This window comes from Pseudomonas sp. G(2018) (genome assembly GCF_005502415.1).
GTDB lineage: Bacteria > Pseudomonadota > Gammaproteobacteria > Pseudomonadales > Pseudomonadaceae > Aquipseudomonas.
Genome location: NZ_SCOO01000004.1, coordinates 241,271 through 260,250, shown reverse-complemented (window position 1 = coordinate 260,250; position 18,980 = coordinate 241,271). Strand labels below are relative to the sequence as shown.

Below are 18,980 nucleotides of genomic sequence, written 5' to 3'. Positions count from 1 at the left end.
GGCGTTCATCCTTCAGAAATGGATTCAGTCGAGTTCCAGCACCACGACGCGCTGTCCGGCGCGCACCGCCGAGCCCGGCTGCACGCGAATCTCCCGCACCACGCCAGCCATGGGCGCCAGCAGCGGAATTTCCATCTTCATCGACTCCAGAATCACCAGCACATCACCGGCCTCGACCCGGCTGCCGGTTTCCACCTGCACTTGCCAGAGGTTACCGGCGATGTGGCTGTCGATGGTCTGTTGACCGTTAGCCAGCGGTGCGTCCTCGGTCACCTCCGGGGCCAGTTCCTCGCTGTCGAAATGCGCCTGACCGCTGGCGATCCAGCGTTCGCGTTCGGCGTTGAACGCGCCCTGTTGCTGCTGGCGAAACGCAGCAATGCTCTCGGCTTCCCGGGCCAGAAACGCCTGGTAATCCGCCAGGTTCAACTGACTGTGTTCGATGTTCAGCTCGAAGCGCCCGAGGGGGAAATCCCGGCGAATGCGCAGCAGTTCATCGGCACTCACCGGGTAAAAACGGATCTGGTCGAAGAAGCGCAGCAGCCAGGGTTTGCCATCGAACGCCGCGACTTCGCGATAGCGGTTCCACATCTGCAAGGTACGACCAACGAACTGATAACCACCGGGACCTTCCATGCCGTACACGCACATGTAGGCGCCACCGATGCCCACCGAGTTTTCCGCGGTCCAGGTGCGCGCCGGGTTGTACTTGGTGGTGACCAGGCGATGACGCGGATCAAGCGGGGTGGCAACCGGTGCACCCAGATAGACATCGCCCAGGCCCATTACCAGATAACGGGCGTCGAACACCGTGCGCTGTACTTCATCGAGGTTCGGCAGGTCGTTGATGCGACGGATGAACTCCAGGTTACTCGGGCACCAGGGTGCATCCTTGCGCACGGTGGTCATGTATTTTTCGATCGCCAGTTGGCACGCCGGGTCGTCCCAGGACAGCGGTAGATGGACGATGCGCGAGGGCACTTGCAGGTCCTTGGCGGCGCACACGGCGTCCCATTCACCGGCAACGATACCCAGCAGATCGGCCAGCGGCAGCTGCTCGGGTTGGTAGTGCACTTGCAATGAGCGGATGCCCGGGGTCAGGTCGATCACGCCGTGCAGGTTCTTGCTTTCCAGCGCTTGCATGAGGGCGTGGGCGCGGAAGCGCAGGACCAGGTCGAGTTCCGGGGCGCCGATTTCCAGGAGCAGGTGAGTGTCGCCGGACAGTCGTGCAACCAGCCGCGTATCGTTCAGCCCTATATCCAACACCACAGGCGACACAATCCCCTGTGGGAGCTGGCTTGCCAGCAATGAAGTTGATGTGGTGTCAGGTCGGCCCCCATCGCTGCGATGCGGCGACCCGACAAGCCAGCTCCCACAGGAATTCCATTTCAGAGCCAATGACCGAGCGGTTTTGAGATCGACGGCTTGGAACTGCACTTTGTCCCCAGCCTTGAGCTGCCCCAACTGCCACAGATCCGCCTCGATCACTGTCACCGGGCACACGAACCCGCCAAGGCTCGGACCATCCGGGCCGAGAATTACCGGCATGTCCCCGGTGAAATCCACGGCGCCAATCGCATACGGATTGTCATGAATGTTCGATGGATGCAGCCCGGCCTCGCCACCATCGGCACGCACCCATTCCGGCTTCGGTCCGATCAGGCGCACGCCGGTGCGGCTGGAGTTGAAATGCACTTCCCACTGCGTGGCGAAGAAGGTGCCGATGTAGTGTTCGGTGAAATATTCCGGTGCACCGTGTGGGCCGTAGATCACCCGGATTTGCCGCACATCGGGCAACTCGCTGATCTGATCTTCAACCAGTTGCTGACCGACGCTGCGGTCGCTCAAGGCTGGTACATGCAACACGTCGCCGGCCCGCAAGGCACGACCGCCGTGCCCGCCGAACTGGCCGAGGGTGAAGGTACTTTTGCTGCCCAGATAATCCGGTACTTGCAGTCCCCCCCGCAGGCACAGATAACTGCGCGCGCCGGTACCGGCGATTGTGCCAAGGCTCAAGGTCGCGCCAGCGGGAATCAGCAACGCCGTGTTCATGGCGACGGTTTCACCGTTCAACGTCAGCGGGATCACCGCCCCGGTCACCGCCACTACCGCATCGCAATTGAAGCGCAGCAAGGGCCCGCTCATGGTGATTTCCAGCGCGGCAGAACCTTCGTCATTACCCAGCAAAAGATTGCCCAATCGCAGCGCGCGACTGTCCATCGGTCCCGACGGCGGCACGCCCACTGCCCAGTAACCGAGGCGCCCCGGATAATCCTGGACACTGGTCTGGGTACCGGCACTGAGTACCTCAAAGGTGTTGGCTTGATACACCAGCCCCTCAAGGCAGCGGGTCCATGGCTGGCCGTTGGCGAACGGTGCATCAAGCAGAATCTGCCGCAGATAATCGCGGTTGGTTTCCACGCCATACAACAGGCTGTCACTCAATGCCTGATGCAGATCGGCGTGGGCTTCTTCACGAGTTGGCGCCCAAGTGATGACCTTGGCGATCATTGGATCGAAGTACGGCGGGATCTCGCACCCGGCCTCGACCCAGGTGTCGATGCGCAGTTGTTTGCCATCGGCGACGGGGAATTTCACTGCGGTGAGCAACCCCGGACTTGGTTGGAAATCCCGCCCCGGATCTTCAGCGTACAGTCGCGCCTGAATCGCATGCCCCTCGGCTTTCAACCCTCGGCTCAACTCGCTCAATGGCGGCAGTTCACCAGCCGCCAGTTGCACCATCCAGCGCACCAGATCGACGCCCCACACCTGCTCGGTGACGCCATGTTCAACCTGCAGACGGGTGTTCACTTCCAGAAAATAGAAACGGCCGGCATCGCTGTCGAACACGAATTCCACGGTGCCGGCGCTGCGATAATTCACCGCCTTGGCCAGTTTGATCGCCGCCGCGCACAGCTCATCGGCCATGCCTTCGGGCAGGTTCGGCGCCGGGGTTTCTTCGAGGACTTTCTGATTGCGGCGTTGTACCGAACAATCGCGCACGCCAAGGGCGATCACTTCACCGTGACCGTCGCCGAACACCTGAACTTCCAGATGTCGGGCGCGCTGGATGTACTTCTCGATGAATACGCCGGCGTCGCTGAAGTTGTTCTGGCCCAGGCGCTTCACCGCTTCGAAGGACTCGCTCAACTGCGCAGCGTTGCGGCACACGCGCATGCCGATCCCGCCACCGCCGGCGGTACTCTTGAGCATGACCGGGTATCCGACCTGTTCGCCGGCAATCAAGGCCGCGTCGAGGCTGTCGAGCAGTTCGGTGCCTTCGAGCATCGGCACGCCGTGTTGCCTGGCCAGGGCGCGGGCAGTGTGTTTGAGGCCGAATACGCGCAACTGCTCAGGTGTCGGGCCGATGAAGGCAATATCGACGGCTTGGCAGGCTTCGGCGAACGCAGCGTTTTCCGAGAGAAAACCGTAGCCGGGATGGATCGCCGTGGCGCCGCTGGATTTGGCGATAGCGAGGATTTTTTCCACCGCCAGATACGTACCGGCGGCCGCGCCTTCACCGAGGCTGTGAGCCTCATCGGCTTGCAGGATATGCAGGCTCGCGACATCGGCTTCGGAATACACGGCGACGCCCTGGACCCGCAGTTCACGCAAGGTACGCAAGATGCGGCAGGCGATGGCGCCACGGTTGGCGATCAGGACTTTTTCGAACATGGCATAACCCCTGGAGGGGATGCGGGCCGTCCCGCAGTTTTTCGATGAGCGCCAGGGTCGTCCCCGACGGCAGAATCAATTCGCTTCAAAAACACCACGGACCCCTTGTGGGAGCGGGCTTAGTGGTGAACTTCAGATTTGAGGCACTGCCCCGAACGGGCTTGGCACAGGGCAAACAACCACCGCCGCAACCGCGCTAATTTCAGTTCCATACCAGCAGCTCCGCAGGTGTCGGGTTGTAGGCGTTGCACGGGTTGTTCAGTTGCGGGCAGTTGGAGATCAGCACGATCACGTCCATCTCGGCCCGCAGGTCGACGTATTTGCCCGGCGCGGAAATGCCGTCTTCAAAGGTCAGGCCGCCGTCGGCGGTGACCGGCACGTTCATGAAGAAGTTGATGTTCGGGCCGATGTCGCCTTTGCCCAGTCGGCCATCGTGGACGCAAGCGCGCAGGTAGTTGTCGCGGCAGCTGTGCATGTAGCGTTTTTCCAGGGCGTAACGCACGGTGTTGCTCTCTTGCGCACAGGCGCCGCCGAGGGTGTCGTGGCGGCCGCAGGTGTCGGCGACGATGGTCAGCATCGGCTTGCCGAGGTTGGAATACAGCACGCTGCCGGTACTCAGGTAGACGCTGTTTTGCCGGCGCAAGGTGCGTTGCACGTCGTAGCGTTCTTTCGGATTGGCGAGGCTGTAGAACAAGGTGTCGACCGCCTGGTTGCCTTCCAGGTCGAGGATGCGCAAGGTCTGGCCGGCCTTGACCTCCATCAGCCAGGGTTCGCCGGCGGGGATGGTGGCGCGGTAGATCGCGGTTTCTGGTTGCTTGTGAACGGTGGCGATAGCGAGTGACATGGCAGCGATCCTCAGGCGAACAGACGGTCGGTGTTGATGAAGCCACGCTCGTTTTCCGGGCGCGAGGTGCGGCAGTGTTCGGCGACGCTGGCGTCGGCGTTCATCCAGCTGAGCTTCAAGGGTTTGGGTGCATATTCCGGCGCCGGGTCCATTGGATGTTGCAGCGCAGTGAGTACCACCAGCGTATCCATCGGCGCGTACAACTCTATGTAGTCACCGGCTTTGGAGTTGCCTTCGACAAAGTGGAAACGTCCGCTTTCATCGACGTTCACCCGGCTGAACAGATTGAGCGTCATCAACAGGTCGGACAGGCCTAATCCCCACTTGCCCAGTTCCACCAGCAGGTTGTCGGTACCGTTGCGGAAAAAGCCGTTGCGCAGTTCCTGGTAGCGACCGGCACCGTATTTGTCCGCGACTTCTTCAGCGCACAGCACGCCGCCGAGGCTGTCGCTCCAACCGCAGGTGTCGGTGGTGATGGCGGCCAGCACCCGGCCCATGTCCGAGTACAGGCAATGGCCGGCGGTGAGCTTGGCGGTGTGTTGGCATTTGAGGCTGTCGGGCAGGTTCAGGCGCTCGGTTTTTTCATAGGCGTTGAGCAGCGTCAGGCTGACGTTGGCGCCGCCACGGATGTCCGTCAGGCGCAGCAATTGGCCGCGGTTGAGCACGAACGAACGATGGCCGCCACCGGGAAGCATTTCTTCGGCGAAGGGTGGGAACAGTTGGGTCGAATCAGTCATGGAAAAATCCTCTCAAGCGGTACGAAGCGTGCCCGCCAGTTGCACCGGCAGGGCGTCGACGACGGCACGTTGGACGCGGCGGTCGCTGTTCAAAGGGATGTCGTAGGTGATGCGCGCGCCATAGGCGCCGGGGGCGTGCGGATCGACGCGGATCTTGTCGAACACCAGCAAACGGGTGCCGAGGCTGAAACCTTCGGACAGGTCGTGGGTGACCATGAATACGGTCAGTTGCGTCTCGCGCCACAGCTCCAGGAGCAAGGCGTGCATGTCTTTGCGGATACCCGGATCGAGGGCGCCGAACGGTTCGTCGAGCAGCAGCACTCGCGGCTTCATGATCAGCGCCTGGGCGATGGCCAACCGTTGCTGCATGCCACCGGAAAGCTGCGCCGGGTATTTGTCCAGCGAGTGGCCCAGGCCGACTTTGTGCAGCAGCACCGAGGCTTGATCGCGGGCCTCTTTTTTGGCACTGCTGAACAACCGCCCCAGTATCGGAGAACGCGGCAGTTCCAGACCGAGGGCGACGTTGTCCAGCACGCTCAGGTGCGGGAACACCGAATAGCGCTGGAACACCACGCCACGGCTGGCATCCGGTTCACCGGCCAGCGGTTGGCCGTCGAGCAGAATCTCGCCGCGACTGGCTTTTTCCTGGCCGAGCAATAACCGCAGGAAGGTCGACTTGCCGCAACCCGAGGCGCCGACCAGGGTGCAGAACTCACCCTCGTTGACACTCAGGTTCAAACCTTCGAGCACCACTTGATCGGCGTATTGCTGCCAGACGTTTTTCACGGTGATAAAGCTCATGCGCGTGCTCCTTCGTACCAGGGAAACGCACGTCGGGTCAGGTGTTTCAGCGCCCAATCCATCAGCCAGGCGAGCAGGGTGATCCACACCACGTAGGGCAGGATCACGTCCATCGCCAGGTAACGGCGAACCAGGAAAATCCGGTAGCCGAGACCGTCGGTGGAGGCGATGGCTTCTGCGGCAATCAGGAACAGCCACGCCGAGCCGAGCATCAGCCGCAGCGAGATCAACAGGCGCGGCAGCAGTTGCGGCAGCACCACCCGCAGCATCAGGGTCCAGGTCGAAGCACCGAGGGTCTGGGCCTTGATCAGCAGCTCCACGGGAATTTCCCGGGCGCGCTGTTCCAGATCGCGGGCCAGGGCCGGGGTGATGCCGATCACGATCAGCATCACTTTCGACAACTCGCCGAGACCGAAGACGATGAACAGGATGGGCAGGATCGCCAGTGGCGGCACCATCGACAGCACCGTCAGCAAAGGCGATAACGGTGCGCCGAACAGCGGCAACGTACCGGCCGCCATGCCCAGGCACAGACCTGCCAGCGCGCTGATACCCAGGCCAATGGCCAGGCGTCGAAGGCTGGAAGCGGTGTCCTGCCACAGCACATATTCACCGGTGCGCGTGTCGGCCACGAAAGCCAGGCGTTTCACCGCGTCGGTCATCTGTACGGCGCTGGGCAACAGCTTGTCATTGGGGTTTGCCGTCAGCCGCTCTGCCGAACCCATGAAGTAGGCGAACAGCACCAGGGCGAACGGCAGGATCACCAGCAACAGGCGACTCGGGCGGTCCGGGTGGCGATTGATCAGGCGCATGGCCAAGTTCTCCTCTTACAACTTGGCGTCGGCGGCCATCTGCACGTAACTCGGGTCGAAGCGCAGCTTGAGGTTGCCCTTGTCGCCGCTGGTCACGCCGTTGGCGAAAGCCATACCGACCGCACTGGTGTCCTTGGCGCCTTCACCCAGCAAGCCATGCTGGAAGGAGAACTCGGCGACCTTGCGCATGGTTTCCGGCAGTTGCTTGCTGGTGCTGAACGCCAGGGCTTCCTTGGGGGTGGCGAACAGTTTGGTGGTGTCCAATTGCGCCTGGAAACCCGCCAGGTCAGTGCCCGAGGCTTTGGCCATGTGTTCGAGGGCGGCTTTACCAGCGGCGCTTTTCGCGTTCATCAACTCGACCACTTCGAACCAGGCACCGGTCAGCGCCTTGCCCAAGGCCGGGTTGTCTTTGAGGGTTTGCGAGTTGACGACCATCATGTCCATGATTTCGCCGGGTATCTGGCTGGAGTTGAAGACTTCGGTCACTGCCGGTTTGGCCTTGATGTCCGAAAGCATCGGGTTCCAGGTGGTGACAGCGTTGACCTGATCGGTGTTAAAGGCGGCCGAGATGTCGGCGTCGGAGGTGTTGACCACTTTCAGGTCTTTCTCGGTGAGGTCCACCGAATCCAGGGCCCTGGCCAGCAGATAGTGGGACACCGACAGCTCCACCAGATTGACGTCCATGCCCTTGAGGTCGGCGACTTTCTTGCCTTCGCCCTTGAGTACGATGCCGTCGTTGCCGTTGGAGAAATCGCTGATGATCAGCGCGGTGCTGTCGACGCCACCGGCCGCCGGGATGGTCAGGGCATCCATGTTGGTCATTGTGCAACCGTCGAACTGGCCGGCGGTGTACTGATTGATGGATTCGACGTAGTCGTTGAGCTGCACCACATCGATCTTGATGCCGTACTTCTTCGCCCATTTGTCGACGATGCCCTGGCTGCCGGCGTACTCCCAGGGCATCCAGCCGGCATAGATGGTCCAGCAGACACTGAAGTGATCTTTTTGCGCGGCCTGGGAAGAGAAGCTGACGAAGGCTGCGAAGGCAGCGGCGAGCAGGGTGGGTAAGCGAAGCTGGGGCATGGTGGTTCTCCAGTTGATCAGGGGCGGGCAGGAGGCAACGCGGCACCGCGAACGGTGGCTTGTCTCCCGGGCTTTTGTCCCGCCGTGTAACCTCAACTGGAGGTCGCCAACTCTCGGACCAGTCACTCGCGATTGCGAGCCGGAACCCTAGTCAGCCATTGCAAATTGTGGTGCCGCGAACCTGTGATGACTCCTGCACGCTGTTGCTAAAGCGAGAGCCGTGCCAAGTCGACTGAAGCGCTCTGGCGTGGGGGATTGGTCGAATGATGCTGTGGCAGGGAGCCAGGTTGATGCGTTGTGATGGTGCGCCTGCGCACCGCAATGGGACGTCTCGGCCACTGATCCGAAGGTTGGCCTGGCGGCGCACTTGATAGGGGATTGTGAGTCAAAACAGGAGTCAGTCGGCCTGTTCCGGCTGCGGGTCTTTCAGGAGGCCGCCATGTTTCGACGACTGTTGCTCGGTGCTGCGTTGGGTCTTGGATTGTCCGGTTGTTATTACTACGCCGGTGGCTACGACGTCGTGTATCCCGCCCCTTATTATTATCCTGGTTATTCGCCTTATTCCTACTATTACGGCCCGCGTTACTACCATGGCCCACGCTTTTACGGTGGCTATCGCTATTACTACTGGGGCGGCCACGCGCCACGTTATTACGGCGGTGGATATCGCGGGGGACGCCACTAATCAGCGCGTGAATAGATGAAAAACCTTTCATCGGCGACATGTTTCAACTTGTTGCGTGATCGCACCAGATTCCGAAATCGATGTCAGATGTTTCGACAGTTGCACAACATTCGACTGTCGCCTGCCAGCGTCGCTGGTGTGGCTCACTCGCGGTCCAGGAGGCCGCTATGCATCGCCAAATTCTACTGATGGCTGTGTTGGCTTTGTCCCTGAGTGGATGCGTGCCTTATTCCGATGGAGGAGTCAGTTACTACAGTTCAGAGGTCTATACATCGCCGGCGCCAGCCTATTACTCCAGCGGCGGGCCTTACTACAACGGCGGGTACTACACACCACCGCGCCGGTACTACGCGCCGCCTGCCAGGTATTACCAGCCGACGCCGCGCTATTACCACCAGCCGCGGGTCTATCAACCGGCACCGCGTTATTACCAGCCGGTTCCTCGTTACTATCAGTCACGGCCTGACTACAGGGTGCATCAGAACCATGGTTGGGACGGTCGCAACCGTGGCGGCTGGGACAATGATCATCGTCGCGGACGAAACGACAATCACGATCGTCGAGGCGGCCGCAATGGACGCGGCGATCACGACGGCCGGGGTAATCACCGCTAATCCGGTGTAAACGCAATTCCCTGTGGGAGCGAGCAGGCTCGCTCCCACAGTTGTTATTGGTACTCCGACAAGTCTGCCAATGGATGCCGCCCCTCCCAAACCTTGTGAAAATGCGCCTGGACCACCGCATCCGGCACATTGTTGATGTCCGGCCAGTGCCAATGCGGTTTCTGGTCCTTGTCGATCAGCCGCGCTCGCACACCTTCGCTGAACTCCGGATGCCGACAGCAATTGAGGCTCAGGGTGTATTCCATCTGAAAGACTTGCGCCAGCGACATATGCCGGGCGCGGATGATCTGTTCCCACACCAGATGAGCGGTCAGCGGCGAGCCCTCGCTCATAGTCCGCGCGGCGCGGCTGAGCAGCAGGTCGGTGCTGTCACGTAGCCCGCTGATGGCCTTCCAGGCACAACGCACATCGCTGACATCCAGCAGTTCATCGATACGCTGGCGACGCGGCAACCACTGGGCTTCAGGCATCTGGTCGACGGCTTCCTGCTGCAAGGCCTTGAGCAGACTATTGAGCTGCATCGGCGTCTGTTCCTGCCAGTTGAGCTGCAACAAACCTTCGATCAGCACTTCCTGCTGTTCATCGAGCAGGAAGCGGTCGGCCAGGTCCAGATCGATCGCATCACGACCGTTCATGTGGGCGCCGGTCAAGCCGAGAAACACGCCGAGCTTGCCGGGCAGGCGCGACAGGAACCAACTGGCGCCGACGTCCGGATACAGGCCGATACTGATCTCCGGCATCGCCAATCGACTGCTCGGCGTGACAATGCGAGTGCTTGCCCCCTGCAGCAGACCCATGCCGCCGCCGAGTACATAACCGTGCCCCCAGCAGATCAACGGTTTAGGGTAAGTGTGCAGGCTGAAGTCCAGGCGGTATTCCGAGTTGAAGAAATGAGCGGCCAGCGTCGGCACTTCACCCGGATGGGCGCGGCAGGCCTCCACCAGACTGCGCACTTCGCCGCCGGCGCAGAAGGCCTTGGCGCCGTTGCCGCGCAGCAGGACGCAGACGATTTGCGGCTCCTTGGCCCAGGCGTCCAGTCGGTCGCGCAGGGCGTTGATCATCGGCAAGGATAGGGCGTTGAGCGACTTTTCTGCGTTGAGGGTGGCAACGCCGATGCGGGCGCCGTCGGTGCCGGTGAGTTCTTCGAAGTGCAGATTCATCGTGACCTCGATCGGGAATTTGAGGGTTAAGTATGATCGCTGTGTGGGAAAGTGCCGGATCTGCGTCAGATCAATTGACAAGCGTGGTGAGGCTTCTTAGGGTTCGCCCCATTGTTTTTGCCGGATATGACCATGACTGCTGACGACCGTATCAAACTCGAACCGAGCTGGAAGGAGGCACTGCGTGCGGAATTCGACCAGCCCTATATGGCAGAGTTGCGAAATTTCCTGCAGCAGGAGCGGGCGGCCGGCAAGGAAATCTATCCACCAGGCCCGATGATCTTCAACGCGCTCAATTCCACGCCGCTGGACAAGGTCAAGGTGGTGATCCTCGGCCAGGACCCGTATCACGGCCCGGGCCAGGCCCATGGCTTGTGCTTCTCGGTGCAACCGGGAGTGCCGGCACCGCCGTCGCTGGTGAACATCTATAAAGAGTTGAAACGCGACCTGAACATCGACATCCCCAACCACGGCTACTTGCAGAGCTGGGCCGAGCAGGGCGTGCTGATGCTCAACACCACCATGACCGTCGAGCGCGCCAACGCCAACGCGCACAAGGACAAGGGCTGGCAGTTTTTCACGGATCGGATCATTGAAGTGGTCAGCCAACAGCAATCGCATCTGGTGTTTATGCTGTGGGGCGCCCATGCCCAGAGCAAGCAGAAGCTGATCGACGCCACCAAACATTTGGTGCTGACGTCTGTGCACCCATCACCGCTGTCGGCCTATCGAGGCTTCCTCGGTTGCGGACACTTCAGCCGGACCAACAAGTTCCTGGAACAGAATGGCGAGACGCCGATCGATTGGCGGTTGCCGCCGGTTTGATGTGGTGTCCGTGATGGCCCCTTCGCGAGCAGGCAACTCGGTCTTTCAGACAGAATCCGGGTTGCGGTTCCAATACCTGAACAACGGCTCCGCCAGAAACAACACAAACAGCAGCCGCATCACCTGCATCGCCGTCACCAGCGGCACCGACAGTTGCAGGGTTTCCGCCGTCAGGCTCATTTCCGCAATGCCTCCGGGCATCATGCCCAGGGTCAGCGAGCGCAAATCCAGGTGGGTCAGGGCACTCAAACCCAATGCCGCCGCCGTCGCGATCAACATGGTCAACACCGTGCCAACCAACGTCCGGCCCATGAACGAGGGCGCGCGACGGAAAAACTGCCGGTTGAAGTGACAGCCCAAGCCGCTGCCGATCAGCCATTGACCGATCTGGCTGCCGCCGTCGGGCAATCCGATATGCAGGTCCCAACCGATGCTGACCGTTGCACTCACCAGCAGCGGCCCGAACAGCCATGGGTTGGGTTGACGCAAACGTTCCCAGATCCAGGCGGCCAATGCGCCTGCGGGAAACAAGATCGCCAGCCAGCGCCAATCGATGCTGCCGGCGTGGGAAATAGGCGTGCCGTCGCCCAACAGATATTTGAATGCAGCCGGCACACACAGCACCACCACCAACACCCGCAAGCTCTGGCCGGCAGCGACCCGGCTGAGTACCGCACCGTTGCGGGCGCCGAGGTTGACCATCTCCCCGGAGCCGCCGGGCATGCTGGAGAAGAACGCCGTGGCGCGGTCTTCGCCGGTGCGCCGCATCAGCCAGACCCCGACCACCGCGGACAGGCTGGTGACCAACGCACCGAAGAAGATCAGGCCGAAATGACTCAAAACCTGCTCCATCACCACCGGGGTGAAGTGCAGGCCAATACCGATGCCGACGATCCACTGACCGCACTTGCGGCCGCCAGGGATTTCCGCCAGTTGCCAGGGCGTCAGGCAGCGAACCAGGATGATCGCCAGCAACGAGCCCACCATCCATGGCAGCGGCCAGCCGACCTGGCTGGCGAGGTAACCGCCCAGCAGGCCGACCAGTGGTGTGCCCCACCACGCTTTGAACGGTGTCCGATCAGACATCGGCAATGACGCGCCGAGCAACCGAACGTTTGCGCCAGATGCGCACAATCGGCACCAGCAACATGACCACGATCAACCCCCAGACACCCATGGTGATTCCGCTCGACCAGAGAATATCCAGCGAACCGTTGGAAATCGACAAAGCCCGACGCAGGTTCTGCTCCATCAAGCCTCCGAGGATGAAGCCCAGCAAAACCGGCGACAACGGGAAGTCCAGCTTGCGCAGGATGTAGCCGAAGATGCCGATACCGATCATCAGGAACAGATCGAAGGTGGTGGCATGCACCGCATACACACCGATGGCGGTGATGATGGCGATCATCGGTACCAGCGCCCAGTTCGGTACGGCGAGAATCTTGGTGAAGATACGGATCATCGGAATGTTGAGGATCACCAGCATGATGTTGGCGATAAACAACGACGCGATCAGGCCCCAGACGATATCCGGTTGCTGTTGAAACAGCAGCGGACCCGGCGTGATGTTGTACAGCGACAGCGCGCCGATCATCACCGCCGTGGTGCCCGAACCCGGAACGCCGAGGGTCAGCATCGGCACCAGCGCACCGCAGGCTTCGGCACCGATGGCGGTTTCCGGGGCTGCGAGGCCGCGCTTGTCACCCTGGCCGAATTTGCCGTTTGGCCCGGCGATGCGTTTCTCGGTCATGTAGGCCACGGCGCTGGCCAGCGTCGCGCCGGCTCCCGGCAGTACGCCCATGATGAAGCCGAGCACCCCGCAACGCATGTTCACCCAGAACACCGACGCGGCTTCCTTGAAGTTGAACAGCATCCGGCCGGTGGCCTGGAAGGCTTCCTGGCCACGGTGGGTTTTTTCCAGCAGCAACAGGATTTCGCTGATGGAGAACAGGCCGAGCACCAGCACCACGAACTGAATGCCGTCGGTGAGGTGAATGTTATCGCCGGTGAACCGGTAAACACCGCTGTTGGCATCAATGCCGACGGTCGACAGGAACAGGCCGATCAGCGCTGCAACGAATGTCTTCAGAGGACGGTCGCCGGCCATGCCGCCGAGGCAGACAATCGCAAACACCATCAGCACGAAGTATTCCGCCGGGCCGAAGGCAATCGCCCATTTCGCCAGCATCGGCGCGAACACCACCATGCCGCAGGTCGCAATGAATGCACCGATGAACGAACTCCAGGCCGACAGCGACAGCGCCACACCGGCCAGGCCCTGGCGGGCCATCGGATAACCGTCGAGGGTGGTCATCACGGTGGAGGCTTCGCCTGGAATGTTCAGCAGAATCGAGCTGATCCGGCCGCCGTATTCGCAACCCAGGTACACCGCGGCCAACAGGATCAGCGCCGACTCCGGCGGCAGGCCCAGGGCGAAGGCGATCGGGATCAGCAATGCCACGCCGTTGATCGGCCCCAGCCCCGGCAACAGGCCGACGATCGTACCGATCAATGTGCCGCTGAGCGCGGTCACCAGGTTGTAAGGGGTCAGTGCGACGCCAAAGCCGTGACTCAAATAACCAAGCGTATCCATATCAGTTCTCCAGAACGTCGAGCAGGCCCAGAGGCAGTGGCACGTCCATGACTTTGTCGAACAGCAGGTACAGGCCGACGCTCATCAGGCTGATGATCACCGCGCCCGGCAACCAACGCCCGCCGTACAGGCGTGCCATCGGAATGCCTACCAGCATGCTGCTGAGGATGAAGCCCAGCGGTTCGAACAGCCCGGCGAAAACCAGCAGCAACAGCACGCAGACACCAATCTTGCTCAGGGTCTCGCGATCCATCGGTGGATCTTCATCGGTGTGCTTGATCGGCGAGGGGCGATACACCATGTAAACCAGCGCCAGGCCCATCAGCCCCAGCATCAACAAGGGGAAAGCCCGAGGGCCGATCGGTTCGTAGGAAAAAGGTGCCTGATAGGGCCAGGCCATCAGCACCAGGCTGAGGCAGGCCAGCAACAGCACCGAAGCAAAAATGCGTTGTAAGAGCATGGGGAACTCCTGTGCCACGGCCCCGCAAAACGGAACCGTGGCCGCTAGACAGTGACGATCACTGGATCAGGCCGAACTCTTTGGCCAGTACCTTGTAGTCCGCGACCTGTTTCTTCACGTAGGTGTCCAGCTCCTGGCCGGTCATGGCGAACGGGAACAGTTCACGCTGATCGCGCAGCTTGGCGAAGTCTTCGGACGCCAGCAGCTTGTCGAAGGAGTCCTTCCACCAGGCGTAGTCTTCGTCGCTGACTTTCGGCCCCAGGTAGAAACCGCGAACCACCGGCCAGACGATGTCGTAGCCTTGCTCTTTGGCGGTTGGAATGTCTTTCATTTCCGGCTCGTCCAGACGCTTGTCGGAGAACACCGCCAGCAGGCGCATGTCACCGCTCTGGATATGCGGCATGGAGTCGGAGATGTCGGTGCTGCCAACCTGGATGTGGCCGCCAAGCAGGGCCGTGGCGATTTCACCGCCGCCTTCGAGGGCGACATAACGCAGGTCGCGCGGGTTGATCCCGGCGGCCTTGGCAATCAGGGCGGTCTGCATCCAGTCCTGGCTGCCGACGGTGCCACCGGAACCGATCACCACTTTGCTCGGGTCTTTCTTCAGAGCCTGTACCAGATCGTCCAGGGTCTTGTAGGGCGAATCGCTTTTCACCGCGATGGCGCCATAGCTGGTGCCGACGGCCGCGAGCCAGCGCACGTTGGTTTCATCGAAACGACCGAACTTGCCCTGCGCCAGGTTCAGCAGCGAACCGCTGGACCAGGCCACCAGGGTCCCGGCATCCGCCGGGCGCTGGGCAACCACCGCGTTGTAGGCCACCGCGCCGACACCGCCGGGCATGTAGGTCACACGCATCGGCTTGGTCAGCAGCTTTTCATTCACCAGCGCGCTTTGCGCCAGTTTGCAGGTCAGGTCGAAACCGCCGCCAGGGGACGCCGGGGCGATGCATTCCGGGCGCTTGGGTTCAGCCATCAGTTGGCCGGCGAACAACATGCAGCTGGCGGCGAGGGCTACTTTTTTACGCATTGACAGGTTCATTCAAGTCTCCTTGGGAGTTTTTGTTATGGACGTACTGAATTACCAAAGGGCAACGCTATAGCTCACCAGCAGACGCACTTCGTCGGCATCGCGAGCAGAATAATTGGAGCGGTAAGTGGCATTGCGCAGGCGTACGGCGACGTCCTTGAGGGCGCCACTTTGCACGACGTACTTGATCTCGGTATTGCGTTCCCACTCTTTGCCTTCGTCACCGTTCTTGAGTTTGATGTTGTCACCGCTCAAGTAACGGCTCATGAAACTCAGGCCGGGAACGCCGAGTTTGGCGAAGTCGTAGTCATAACGTGCCTGCCATGAGCGCTCTTCGGCGCCGGCAAAGTCGTTGATTTGCACGAAGTTGACCAGGTACGGGTCGGCACCATCCACATAGGGGAACGCGCTGTCGCCGGACATGTGCTGATAGCCGGCGCTGAACTTGTGCCCGCTCAAGGCGTAACTCACCAGGCCATTGAGGGATTTGTTGTCGATCTTGCCGCCACGGGCTGCACCCTCGTCATCACTGATGGCCAGGCGCAAATCGGTACCGAAGGTCCCTGGCCCGAACGGCTGCGAGGCAATCACACCGAGGAAATGCTGGTTATAGACTTCATCGAGTTGCGCGAAGTGGTAACTGCCGGTGATTTTGTCGGTGAACTTGTAGTCCACGCCGCCAAAGTCGAAATGCTTGCCCGCAACCGTGCCGGCGAAACGGCTGTTCTTGTTGTTGAGGGCGATGTCCTCGAAATCCGTGCTGTCGCGGTCCTTGGCTTTTTCCAGGCGCCCACCGGTGAAGGTCAGGTTCTTGATCTCTTTGGACGTCAGCAGGCCGCCTTCAAACGTCTGCGGCAGGATGCGCCCATCGTTTGGCTTGAGGATCGGCAATTCCGGTATCAGGCTGCCGATTTTCAACTCGGTGGCGGAGACCTTCACTTTGCCGGTCAGGCCCAGTTTGGAGTATTCGTCAGCCGCGCGCCCGTCATCGTGGGTCGGCAACAGGCCAGTTCCTGTTCGGTCAGGACTGGAATCGAGCTTGACCCCCAACATGCCCAGTGCATCGACCCCGAACCCCACGGTGCCGTCGGTGTAACCCGATTGAAGGTTGAGCATGAAACCCTGGGCCCATTCATCACGCTTGGACTGCTGGGCGCTGGTGCCGTCGCGAAAATCGCGGTTGAAGTACATATTGCGGGTTTCGAAAGTGGCCGAACTGTCTTCGATGAAATCGGCCTGGCTCAACGGCGAAAAGCCGGCAAGCGCGGCAGCACTGGCAAGGGCGGTGTGGCTGAAACGGGAGAGGCGGGCAGGCGCGCGAGCCTGGGTCTGCAAGGACTGCATGGGTGACGTACTCCGTTTATTGTTCTTATTGGTCGAAAACGCTTCGAGGCGTTTTTCGGGTCGCTGTGTGGCAGCAGCGTCGGAACTTGAAACATTCCGTAACTCGACTCTAACCAGCCAACCTTTCGCTAACCTTTCATCAGGCTTTAACGGCTTTGCGGGCTTCACAGCAGCGGAGGTGGCTGTAAACTCCGCGCCAAAGAATGGCGTCGACCATCCCTGAATGAGGTAAAGATCCATGCGTGTTCTGCTCGTCGAAGACCATCTGCAGCTCGCCGAAAGCGTCGCCCAGGCGCTCAAGAGCACCGGGTTGACCGTGGATGTGCTGCACGACGGCGTGGCTGCCGACCTGGCGCTGGGCAGCGAGGAATACGCCATGGCGATCCTCGATGTCGGCCTGCCGCGCATGGATGGTTTCGAAGTGCTGGCGCGTCTGCGCGCGCGGGGAAAGAACTTGCCGGTGCTGATGCTGACCGCGCGCAGCGATGTGAAGGATCGTGTCCACGGCCTTAACCTCGGCGCCGACGATTACCTGGCCAAGCCTTTCGAGCTCACCGAACTCGAAGCCCGGGTCAAAGCCTTGTTGCGCCGTAGCGTGCTGGGCGGTGAGCGGCTGCAACGCTGTGGCGTGCTGGCCTATGACCTGGACACCCGGCGCTTCACCCTCGGTGAAGAGTTGCTGACCCTGACCTCCCGCGAGCAGGCCGTGCTTGAAGCACTGATCGCTCGTCCCGGCCGGGTGATGAGCAAGGAGCAACTGGCCTCTCAGGTCTTCGGTCTGGACGAGGAGGCTAGCCCCGACGCCATCGAAATCTATGTGCATCGCTTGCGCAAGAAACTCGACGGTCAGCCCGTCGCCATCGTGACTTTCCGCGGTCTCGGTTATTTGCTGGAAAGCCGCGATGCATAAGCCCAGCAGCCTGCGTTGGCGCCTGCTGTGGAACCTGGCGCTGTTGCTGGTGGTGTTGATGCTGGCCAGCGGCTTGAGCGCCTATTGGAATGGTCGCGAGGCCGCCGATACCGCCTATGACCGGACCTTGCTGGCCTCGGCGCGGACCATTGCGGCAGGTGTTTCCCAACGTGACGGGACGCTCAGCGCCGACGTGCCTTACGTGGCGCTGGATACCTTCGCCTACGACAGCGCCGGGCGGATTTTTTACCTGGTCAACGACATCCACCAGAACCTGATTTCCGGTTACGAAAACCTACCCGCTCCACCTCCCGGAACACCGCGCACCGATGACTACCCGGCACTGGCGCGTTTTTACAACGCTACCTATCGCGGGCAGAACGTGCGGGTGGTCAGCCTGCTCAAACCGGTCAGCGAACCGAACATGAATGGCATGGCGGAAATTCGTGTCGCGGAAACCGATGAGGCGCGGGTGAGCATGGCGCGCAGCCTGGCGGCGGATACCTTGCTGCGCTTGGGCATGCTGGCAGTCGGTGCGCTGCTGTTGGTGTGGTTTGCCGTCAGCGCCGCGCTGCGCCCCCTGGAGCGCTTGCGCACGGCGGTGGAAGAACGGCAATCCGATGATCTGCGTCCGTTGCCGTTGGTGGAAGTCCAGCGTGAGCTGTGGCCGCTGGTGCGTGCACTGAATCACTTTACCGAACGCCTGCGTGAGCAATTCGAGCGTCAGGCGCAATTCATCGCCGACGCCGCCCATGAACTGCGTACGCCGCTGGCAGCCCTCAAGGCGCGACTTGAGCTTGGCCTGCGGGCGAACGAGCCCGAAACCTGGCGCAGTACCCTGGAAACCGCCGCCCAGAGTACCGATCGCTTGACCCATCTGGCCAACCAGTTGCTTTCGCTGGCGCGGGTCGAAAATGGCGCCCGGGCGATTGCCGAGGGCGGTGCGCAGTTGCTGGATCTGAGTCAACTGGCGCGTGAACTGGGCATGGCCATGGCACCGCTGGCCCACAAGCGCGGGGTGGCGCTGGCGCTGGAAGCGGACGAGCCGGTATGGCTGCGGGGCGAGCCGACCTTGTTGAACGAACTGTTGAGCAATTTGGTGGATAACGCGCTGGCCCACACACCTCCAGGCGGCAACGTCATTCTGCGGGTCTCGGCGCCGGCGGTGCTGGAGGTCGAGGACGATGGCCCGGGCATTCCCCTGGATGAGCGTGACCGGGTATTCGAGCGCTTTTACCGACGCAACCAGCAAGTGGCCGGATCAGGTTTGGGCTTGGCGATTGTCGGCGAGATCTGCCGCGCGCACCTGGCACAGATCAGCCTGCACGATGGCGAGAGGGCGGGGTTGAAAGTGCGGGTGAGTTTTATTGCCGGGGAGTGAGGTGGCCTCTTCGCGCTCCTGGA

Annotated in this window: 17 protein-coding genes and 1 riboswitch; of the genes, 5 read left to right on the top strand and 12 right to left on the bottom strand. The window is 61.3% G+C overall.

Translation table 11 applies throughout. The features are described 5' to 3' along the window. Positions 1 to 24 precede the first annotated feature (24 nt). The 6 genes from uca to FFS64_RS06285 all read right to left on the bottom strand — a co-directional run bounded on the left by uca (position 25) and on the right by FFS64_RS06285 (position 7,949). The gene (uca, locus tag FFS64_RS06310) at positions 25 to 3,672 is read right to left on the bottom strand and encodes an urea carboxylase (protein WP_137804642.1); all 3,648 of its coding nucleotides are present in this window, start codon (positions 3,670 to 3,672) and stop codon (positions 25 to 27) included. Between the two features lie 202 nt (positions 3,673 to 3,874). Then, positions 3,875 to 4,516, bottom strand: a complete 642-nt coding sequence (locus FFS64_RS06305; RefSeq protein WP_137804641.1) for an urea amidolyase associated protein UAAP2 — start codon at positions 4,514 to 4,516, stop codon at positions 3,875 to 3,877. Positions 4,517 to 4,527: 11 nt separating this feature from the next. Continuing rightward, positions 4,528 to 5,253, bottom strand: a complete 726-nt coding sequence (locus FFS64_RS06300) for an urea amidolyase associated protein UAAP1 (protein ID WP_137804640.1) — start codon at positions 5,251 to 5,253, stop codon at positions 4,528 to 4,530. A gap of 12 nt (positions 5,254 to 5,265) precedes the next feature. Then, a complete protein-coding gene (locus FFS64_RS06295; protein ID WP_137804639.1) occupies positions 5,266 to 6,054 on the bottom strand; it encodes an ABC transporter ATP-binding protein in 789 nt (262 codons plus the stop codon). Further along, positions 6,051 to 6,866, bottom strand: a complete 816-nt coding sequence (locus FFS64_RS06290; protein ID WP_137804638.1) for an ABC transporter permease — start codon at positions 6,864 to 6,866, stop codon at positions 6,051 to 6,053. The genes FFS64_RS06295 and FFS64_RS06290 overlap by 4 nt, the downstream gene beginning before the upstream one ends. A 15-nt stretch (positions 6,867 to 6,881) precedes the next feature. Then, complete coding sequence (locus tag FFS64_RS06285) at positions 6,882 to 7,949, bottom strand: putative urea ABC transporter substrate-binding protein (RefSeq protein WP_137804637.1); 1,068 nt, start codon at positions 7,947 to 7,949, stop codon at positions 6,882 to 6,884. 61 nt (positions 7,950 to 8,010) lie between these two features. Next, a riboswitch (guanidine-I (ykkC/yxkD leader) is annotated at positions 8,011 to 8,111 on the bottom strand. Between the two features lie 277 nt (positions 8,112 to 8,388). On the opposite strand from FFS64_RS06285, the gene FFS64_RS06275 reads away from it, so the two are divergent. Both FFS64_RS06275 and FFS64_RS06270 read left to right on the top strand, forming a co-directional pair. Further along, positions 8,389 to 8,634 carry a hypothetical protein gene (locus FFS64_RS06275; protein ID WP_095195463.1) on the top strand — a complete coding sequence of 82 codons (246 nt, stop codon included), beginning with the start codon at positions 8,389 to 8,391 and terminating at the stop codon, positions 8,632 to 8,634. 167 nt (positions 8,635 to 8,801) lie between these two features. Beyond that, positions 8,802 to 9,248, top strand: coding sequence for a hypothetical protein (locus FFS64_RS06270; protein WP_137804636.1), 447 nt, complete (start codon positions 8,802 to 8,804; stop codon positions 9,246 to 9,248). Positions 9,249 to 9,301: 53 nt separating this feature from the next. On the opposite strand, the gene FFS64_RS06265 is transcribed toward FFS64_RS06270, so the two are convergent. Further along, positions 9,302 to 10,417, bottom strand: coding sequence for an enoyl-CoA hydratase/isomerase family protein (locus FFS64_RS06265; RefSeq protein ID WP_137804635.1), 1,116 nt, complete (start codon positions 10,415 to 10,417; stop codon positions 9,302 to 9,304). A 132-nt stretch (positions 10,418 to 10,549) separates the two neighbouring features. Between FFS64_RS06265 and ung the strand changes: the two genes are divergently transcribed. Beyond that, positions 10,550 to 11,242: a uracil-DNA glycosylase gene (gene ung / locus FFS64_RS06260; RefSeq protein ID WP_137804634.1), complete on the top strand. Its 693-nt coding sequence runs from the start codon at positions 10,550 to 10,552 to the stop codon at positions 11,240 to 11,242. 45 nt (positions 11,243 to 11,287) lie between these two features. On the opposite strand, the gene FFS64_RS06255 is transcribed toward ung, so the two are convergent. Genes FFS64_RS06255 through FFS64_RS06235 form a run of 5 tightly spaced genes read right to left on the bottom strand, consistent with a single transcriptional unit; the run spans position 11,288 to position 16,666 of the window. Further along, positions 11,288 to 12,328: an AbrB family transcriptional regulator gene (locus FFS64_RS06255; RefSeq protein ID WP_137804633.1), complete on the bottom strand. Its 1,041-nt coding sequence runs from the start codon at positions 12,326 to 12,328 to the stop codon at positions 11,288 to 11,290. Continuing rightward, on the bottom strand, positions 12,321 to 13,835 hold the full coding sequence (locus tag FFS64_RS06250; protein ID WP_137804632.1) for a tripartite tricarboxylate transporter permease: 1,515 nt from the start codon (positions 13,833 to 13,835) through the stop codon (positions 12,321 to 12,323). Before FFS64_RS06250 ends, FFS64_RS06255 begins: the two co-directional genes overlap by 8 nt. A 1-nt stretch (position 13,836) precedes the next feature. Continuing rightward, the gene (locus FFS64_RS06245; RefSeq protein WP_137804631.1) at positions 13,837 to 14,295 is read right to left on the bottom strand and encodes a tripartite tricarboxylate transporter TctB family protein; all 459 of its coding nucleotides are present in this window, start codon (positions 14,293 to 14,295) and stop codon (positions 13,837 to 13,839) included. Between the two features lie 58 nt (positions 14,296 to 14,353). Continuing rightward, positions 14,354 to 15,334 (bottom strand): tripartite tricarboxylate transporter substrate binding protein, encoded by a 981-nt coding sequence (locus tag FFS64_RS06240; RefSeq protein WP_095195470.1) that lies wholly within the window; start codon positions 15,332 to 15,334, stop codon positions 14,354 to 14,356. Between the two features lie 39 nt (positions 15,335 to 15,373). Further along, on the bottom strand, positions 15,374 to 16,666 hold the full coding sequence (locus FFS64_RS06235) for an OprD family porin (protein WP_137804630.1): 1,293 nt from the start codon (positions 16,664 to 16,666) through the stop codon (positions 15,374 to 15,376). Positions 16,667 to 16,904: 238 nt separating this feature from the next. On the opposite strand from FFS64_RS06235, the gene FFS64_RS06230 reads away from it, so the two are divergent. Both FFS64_RS06230 and FFS64_RS06225 read left to right on the top strand, forming a co-directional pair. Beyond that, on the top strand, positions 16,905 to 17,576 hold the full coding sequence (locus FFS64_RS06230; RefSeq protein WP_075947499.1) for a response regulator: 672 nt from the start codon (positions 16,905 to 16,907) through the stop codon (positions 17,574 to 17,576). Then, positions 17,569 to 18,957: a sensor histidine kinase gene (locus FFS64_RS06225; protein ID WP_137804629.1), complete on the top strand. Its 1,389-nt coding sequence runs from the start codon at positions 17,569 to 17,571 to the stop codon at positions 18,955 to 18,957. The genes FFS64_RS06230 and FFS64_RS06225 overlap by 8 nt, the downstream gene beginning before the upstream one ends. Positions 18,958 to 18,980 lie beyond the last annotated feature (23 nt).